This is a genomic window from Streptomyces sp. WELS2, from assembly GCF_013870595.1.
Lineage (GTDB): Bacteria > Actinomycetota > Actinomycetes > Streptomycetales > Streptomycetaceae > Streptomyces.
Genome location: NZ_JACBWZ010000344.1, coordinates 1 through 6226, shown reverse-complemented (window position 1 = coordinate 6226; position 6226 = coordinate 1). Strand labels below are relative to the sequence as shown.

Sequence of the window (6226 nt, the reverse complement as noted above, 5' to 3'; positions counted from 1 at the left end):
CTGGCCGAGGCCCACGAGGAGCACCGCCTGGGCGAACTGTCCTTCGCGGCCCCGGTGTTCCGGTCCGGCACCCCCGTGGCGGCCGTCTCCCTGACCGCCCCGACCACCGCCCACTCCCCCCGTCTCGCCCCGGCCGTGCGCCGGACGGCGGCGGCGGTGAGCCGCGCGCTGGACGGGCAGGGGTGAGCGAGGTGGCCGCGGCGGGCCGTCAGTCCCAGGCGTTGAAGAGCACTCCGCCCAGCGTGGTGAGGCCGTAGAGGCGGACCTGACGCCACTCGGCGCGGGTCAGCGACGAGGTGTCCACGGCGGACAGCGGCGTGGTGAGCCGCTCGCGGTCGAGCACGGTGAGTCCCGCGTCGGTGAAGGCGTGGGCCCATGGGGGCGGTGCGAGGAACTCCTCGTCGTACCAGTCCCGGCGTTCTGCGGCGAACGCGATCCAGGGGTGGTGGGCGTGGCACAGGACGACGGTCTCGCCCGCGCGGTCGAGGACCGACGCGGTGTGGAACGTGCGGGGGTAGGCCCGCTCCTCCACCTCGCCCACCGCGCCCCCGGCGACCCGGGCGGCCGTGTACAGGGCGGCGCGGAACGTTCGCGGGTCCGTCGCGGGAAGCGGGCCGGTGTCGCCGGGGCCGAGGAACCCTGTCGCCCCGCGCGGCAACGGGAAGTCCTCGCCCTCGTTCGTGTCCTTGACCATGGGCTCATCCTGCCCCGCGCGGGCGCGGCCGGCGGCTCACAGGCCCACGATGCCGTTCCAGCGCCGGGTGAACTCCGGGCGTTCCGCGGAGGTGATGTCGCGGGCGACGGCCAGGCGTTCGCGCATCACGGGGTCCGGGAAGATCAGGGGGTTGTCGGCGAGGGCCGCGGTGTCCTTGTCCGGGTCGGCGGCCAGTACCTCCCGGGCGGCCGGGACCGGGCAGACGTAGTTGACCCAGGCGGCGAGCTTCGCGGCGACCTCGGGCCGGTAGTAGTAGTCGATCAGCCGCTCGGCGTTGGCCTTGTGCCGGGCCCGGTCGGGGATCATCAGCGAGTCCGACCACAGCTCGGCGCCCTCCTCGGGGACGACGAAGCGGATGTCGGGGTTGTCCGCCTGGAGCTGGATGACATCGCCGGAGTACGCCTGACAGGCCAGTACGTCCCCGCTGACCAGGTCCTTGGTGTAGTCGTTGCCGGTGAAGCGGCGGATCTGGCCCCGGTGCACCTCCCGCTCGACCCGGTCGCACATCCGGTGGAAGTCGTCCGCGGTCCAGCGGGTGATGTCCACGCCGTCGCCCTGCATGAGCAGCGCGAACGCCTCGTCCATGCCGGACAGCAGGGTCACCCGGCCCTTGAGGTCCGGCGCCCAGAGGTCCTTCACGTGCCGGATGTCCCGGCCGAGCTTGCGGCGGTTGTAGGCGATGCCGGTGATCCCGGACTGCCACGGCACGGTGAAACGGCGGCCCTTGTCGAAGGCGGGCGAGCGCAGCAGCGGGTCCAGGTTGCGTGCCACGTTGGGCTGGTGGGCGCGGTCCATCTCCTGGACCCAGCCCAGCCGGACGTACCGGGCGCACATCCAGTCGCTTATGACGATGAGGTCCCGGCCGGTGGGCCGGTGGCTCATCAGCGAGGGGCTGATCTTGCCGAAGAACTCGTCGTTGTCGTTGATCTCCTCGACATAGTCGACGGAGATCCCGGTGCGCTTCTCGAACCCCTCCAGGGTGGGCCGCCGGTTCGGGTTGTCGTCGTCGGTGTCGATGTACAGCGGCCAGTTGGCCCAGGTCAGCCTCTTGTCGGCCGCGGACTCGTCGGGCGCGGAGCGGTCCGCGGGCTTGATGTACGCGGCGGGCACCCCGCACCCGGACAGCGCACCGAGCGCGACGGTGGCGCCGAGGGCGGCGAGCAGGGAACGGCGGGACGGCGCGGAGGCGGGAGAGGAAGTCTGGGGCACCCCGGAAGCATGCCGTTTCGCCGCCCGGAGCGGCAATCGACGCTGCGTCGAGCGGTCCGGCGCCCGCCCGACACCTTGTCGATCACCTCGCCCGCGCCCGTGACCGCCGGGGGAAGGAGACGGCACGGCCCCGGACGGGAAGGTGAGACCCGTCCGGGGCCGTGCCGGTGTCCGCGGTGCTTACGCGTCCAGGGACGTCATCACGTGCTTGATGCGCGTGTAGTCCTCGAAGCCGTACGCCGACAGGTCCTTGCCGTAGCCGGACTTCTTGAAGCCGCCGTGGGGCATCTCGGCGACCAGCGGGATGTGGGTGTTGATCCACACGCAGCCGAAGTCGAGCCGCTTGGACATGCGCATCGCGCGGGCGTGGTCCTTGGTCCACACCGAGGACGCGAGGGCGTACTGCACGCCGTTGGCGTACTCGACGGCCTGGTCCTCGTCGGTGAAGGACTGGACGGTGATGACCGGGCCGAAGACCTCGTTCTGGATGATCTCGTCGTCCTGCCGGAGGCCGGAGACGACGGTCGGGGCGTAGAAGTAGCCCTTGTCACCGACCCGCTGGCCGCCCGCCTCGACCTTGGCGTGGGCCGGGAGGCGGTCGATGAAGCCGGCCACCTGCGCGAGCTGGTTGGGGTTGTTCAGCGGGCCGTACAGGACGTCCTCGTCGTCCGGCTGCCCGGTCTTCGTCTCGGCCGCGGCCTTGGCGAGCGCGGCCACGAACTCGTCGTGGACGGACTCGTGGACGAGGACGCGGGTCGCCGCCGTACAGTCCTGGCCGGCGTTGAAGAAGCCCGCCACGGAGATGTCCTCGACGGCCTTGGCGATGTCGGTGTCCTCGAACACCACGACCGGGGCCTTGCCGCCCAGCTCCAGGTGGACCCGCTTGAGGTCCTTGGAGGCGGACTCGGCCACCGACATGCCGGCGCGCACGGAGCCGGTGATGGAGGCCATCGCCGGGATCTCGTGCTCGACCATCATCCGGCCGGTGTCGCGGTCGCCGCAGATGACGTTGAAGACGCCCTTGGGCAGGACGGAGCCGATGATCTCGGCCATCAGGACCGTGGAGGCGGGGGTGGTGTCCGAGGGCTTCAGCACGACCGTGTTGCCCGCCGCGATGGCCGGGGCGAACTTCCACACGGCCATCATCATCGGGTAGTTCCACGGCGCGACCTGCGCGCAGACGCCGACCGGCTCACGGCGGATGATCGAGGTCATCCCCTCCATGTACTCGCCGGCCGAGCGGCCCTCCAGCATCCGGGCCGCGCCCGCGAAGAAGCGGATCTGGTCGACCATCGGCGGGATCTCCTCGGAGCGGGTCAGCCCGATGGGCTTGCCCGTGTTCTCCACCTCGGCCGCGATCAGTTCCTCGGCGCGCTCCTCGAACGCGTCGGCGATCTTCAGGAGGGCCTTCTGCCGCTCGGCGGGCGTGGTGTCCCGCCAGGCCGGGAAGGCGCGGGCGGCGGCCTCCATGGCGGCGTCGACGTCCGCCTGCCCGGACAGCGGCGCGGTCGCGTACGCCTCGCCGGTCGCGGGGTTGACCACCTCGGTGGTCCGTCCGTCGGCGGCGTCCCGGAACTCACCGTCGATGTAGTTGCGCAGACGACGCAGCTCGGTGCTCACTGCCGGCCTCCTGATCTGGTTCTGGCTGTCCAATCGCTGAGACACCCACCCTAATCGCCGTACCCACGTTTTCAACACCCCCACCGGCGTTCGATCTGCGAAATCCGCAAGGTCGCGTCTCTTAAACAACGGATTTCATCGATTAGGCCTTGCAAAACTGTCGAGACCTGGTGCACAGTGAGGTCGTGGCCAGTCGAAGCGCAGACCAGAGGGACTCGTCCCGCGAGTCCAGGAACGGCAACAGTCCCCAGCTGGACGCCGTCTCCCTCGCCATCATCCAGCAGCTCCAGGAGGACGGCCGCCGGCCGTACGCCGCGATCGGCAAGGCCGTCGGCCTGTCCGAGGCGGCCGTGCGCCAGCGCGTGCAGAAGCTGCTGGACCAGGGCGTGATGCAGATCGTCGCCGTCACGGACCCGCTCACCGTGGGCTTCCGCCGGCAGGCGATGGTCGGGATCAACGTCGAGGGCGATGTCGAGTCGATCGCGGACGCGCTGACTGACATGTCGGAAGTCGAGTACGTGGTGATGACCGCGGGCTCGTTCGACATCCTCGCCGAGATCGTCTGCGAGGACGACGACCACCTGCTGGACGTCATCAACAAACGCATCCGGGCCCTGCCCGGGGTGCGCTCCACCGAGAGCTTCGTCTACCTGAAGCTCAAGAAGCAGACCTACATGTGGGGAACCCGATAACCGTGAGCACCAAGGACCTCAGCCGCACCGCGTACGACCACCTGTGGATGCACTTCACCCGCATGTCCTCGTACGAGAACTCCCCCGTCCCGACCATCGTCCGGGGTGAGGGCACCTACATCTACGACGACAAGGGCAAGCGCTACCTCGACGGTCTCGCGGGTCTGTTCGTGGTCCAGGCCGGTCACGGCCGCACGGAACTCGCCGAGACCGCCGCCAAGCAGGCCCAGGAACTGGCCTTCTTCCCGGTGTGGTCCTACGCCCACCCGAAGGCCGTGGAGCTGGCCGAGCGCCTGGCCAACGAGGCCCCCGGCGACCTGAACAAGGTCTTCTTCACCACCGGCGGCGGCGAGGCCGTCGAGACCGCCTGGAAGCTCGCCAAGCAGTACTTCAAGCTGGTCGGCAAGCCCACCAAGCACAAGGTCATCTCCCGCGCGGTCGCCTACCACGGCACCCCGCAGGGCGCCCTGTCCATCACCGGCCTGCCGGGCCTGAAGGCCCCCTTCGAGCCGCTGGTGCCGGGCGCGCACAAGGTGCCGAACACCAACATCTACCGCGCGACGCTCTTCGGTGACGACCCGGTCGCCTTCGGCCGCTGGGCCGCCGACCAGATCGAGCAGCAGATCCTCTTCGAGGGCCCGGACACCGTCGCCGCGGTCTTCCTGGAGCCGGTGCAGAACGCCGGCGGCTGCTTCCCGCCGCCCCCCGGCTACTTCCAGCGCGTGCGCGAGATCTGCGACAAGTACGACGTGCTGCTCGTGTCGGACGAGGTCATCTGCGCCTTCGGCCGCCTCGGCACCACGTTCGCCTGCGACAAGTTCGGCTACGTCCCGGACATGATCACCTGCGCCAAGGGCATGACCTCGGGTTACTCCCCGATCGGCGCCTGCATCATCTCCGACCGCCTCGCCGAGCCGTTCTACAAGGGCGACAACACCTTCCTGCACGGCTACACCTTCGGCGGCCACCCGGTCTCCGCCGCGGTGGGCCTGGCCAACCTCGACCTGTTCGAGCGCGAGGGCCTCAACCAGCACGTGCTGGACAACGAGGGCGCCTTCCTGCAGACCCTGCAGAAGCTGCACGACCTGCCGATCGTCGGCGACGTCCGCGGCAACGGCTTCTTCTACGGCATCGAGCTGGTGAAGGACAAGAACACCAAGGAGTCCTTCAACGACGAGGAGACCGAGCGCGTCCTGTACGGCTTCCTCTCCAAGGCGCTGTTCGACAACGGTCTGTACTGCCGTGCCGACGACCGCGGCGACCCGGTCATCCAGCTCGCCCCGCCGCTGATCTCCACCCAGGAGACCTTCGACGAGATCGAGCAGATCCTGCGGGCCACCCTCACGGAGGCGTGGACCAAGCTCTGATCATCCGACCGGATGACCGAGCCGGCCCCGGCGCCGCCCGTTCGAGTGAGAACGGCGGCCCGGGGCCGCGTGCTGTCCGGGCTCCCGTCCGGGACCTGCCTAGCGTGCCAGTGACCGGTCGGCCCAGCCTTCGTTCACCCGCTCGGGGGAACGAACCACGGGAAAACGGATCAGAACCGAGGTGTACGCCATGGAGGCCCCACCGGACAACGACGTGCTCTGGGCACGCTCCCTGCACTTCACGCACCGCGACGGCTCCCCCGGTCTGACCGGGGTCTCGCTCGGCGTGCGCCAGGGCGAGATCCTCGCCGTCGGCGGACCGCGCGGCAGCGGCAAGACCACCCTGCTGCGCTGTCTGTCCGGCCTGCTGCCGGTAGGCTCCGGCGAGGTCTGGTTCAACAGCTCCCCCCTGCACACCCTCGGCCCCACCGCCCGCGAACGGCTGCGCCGCGAACGCTTCGCCTGGATCGAGCCCGAGCCCGTCCTCGTCCCCGAGCTGAACGTCTGGGAGAACGCCGCCCTCCCGCTGATGCTGCGCGGCGCCGGCCGCCACCGGGCCAAGGTGTCCGCGCTGGAGTGGCTGGAGCGCCTGGACGTGGGCGACCGGGCCCTGGAGCAGCTGA

The 6226-nt window shown here is 70.0% G+C and carries 7 protein-coding genes; 4 read left to right on the top strand and 3 right to left on the bottom strand.

Annotated elements, in window-relative coordinates; genetic code table 11:
• On the top strand, nucleotides 1-186 hold a 186-nt coding region (locus H5J33_RS19910; RefSeq protein ID WP_220212535.1), incomplete at its 5' end, for an IclR family transcriptional regulator C-terminal domain-containing protein.
• 22 nt (nucleotides 187-208) lie between these two features.
• Here H5J33_RS19910 and H5J33_RS19905 read toward each other — a convergent pair.
• The 3 genes from H5J33_RS19905 to H5J33_RS19895 form a co-directional block, all read right to left on the bottom strand.
• Nucleotides 209-694: a hypothetical protein gene (locus H5J33_RS19905; RefSeq protein WP_181796283.1), complete on the bottom strand. Its 486-nt coding sequence runs from the start codon at nucleotides 692-694 to the stop codon at nucleotides 209-211.
• Nucleotides 695-730: 36 nt separating this feature from the next.
• A complete protein-coding gene (locus H5J33_RS19900; protein ID WP_181796282.1) occupies nucleotides 731-1924 on the bottom strand; it encodes a PotD/PotF family extracellular solute-binding protein in 1194 nt (397 codons plus the stop codon).
• 180 nt (nucleotides 1925-2104) lie between these two features.
• Entirely contained in the window at nucleotides 2105-3544 is a 1440-nt protein-coding gene (locus tag H5J33_RS19895; RefSeq protein ID WP_181796281.1) for a gamma-aminobutyraldehyde dehydrogenase, read from the bottom strand.
• Between the two features lie 170 nt (nucleotides 3545-3714).
• On the opposite strand from H5J33_RS19895, the gene H5J33_RS19890 reads away from it, so the two are divergent.
• From H5J33_RS19890 to H5J33_RS19880, 3 genes are all read left to right on the top strand, one after another.
• Entirely contained in the window at nucleotides 3715-4236 is a 522-nt protein-coding gene (locus tag H5J33_RS19890; RefSeq protein WP_030785039.1) for an Lrp/AsnC family transcriptional regulator, read from the top strand.
• Nucleotides 4237-4238: 2 nt separating this feature from the next.
• The gene (locus tag H5J33_RS19885; RefSeq protein WP_181796280.1) at nucleotides 4239-5603 is read left to right on the top strand and encodes an aspartate aminotransferase family protein; all 1365 of its coding nucleotides are present in this window, start codon (nucleotides 4239-4241) and stop codon (nucleotides 5601-5603) included.
• 190 nt (nucleotides 5604-5793) lie between these two features.
• On the top strand, nucleotides 5794-6226 hold a 433-nt coding region (locus tag H5J33_RS19880), incomplete at its 3' end, for an ATP-binding cassette domain-containing protein (protein WP_181796279.1).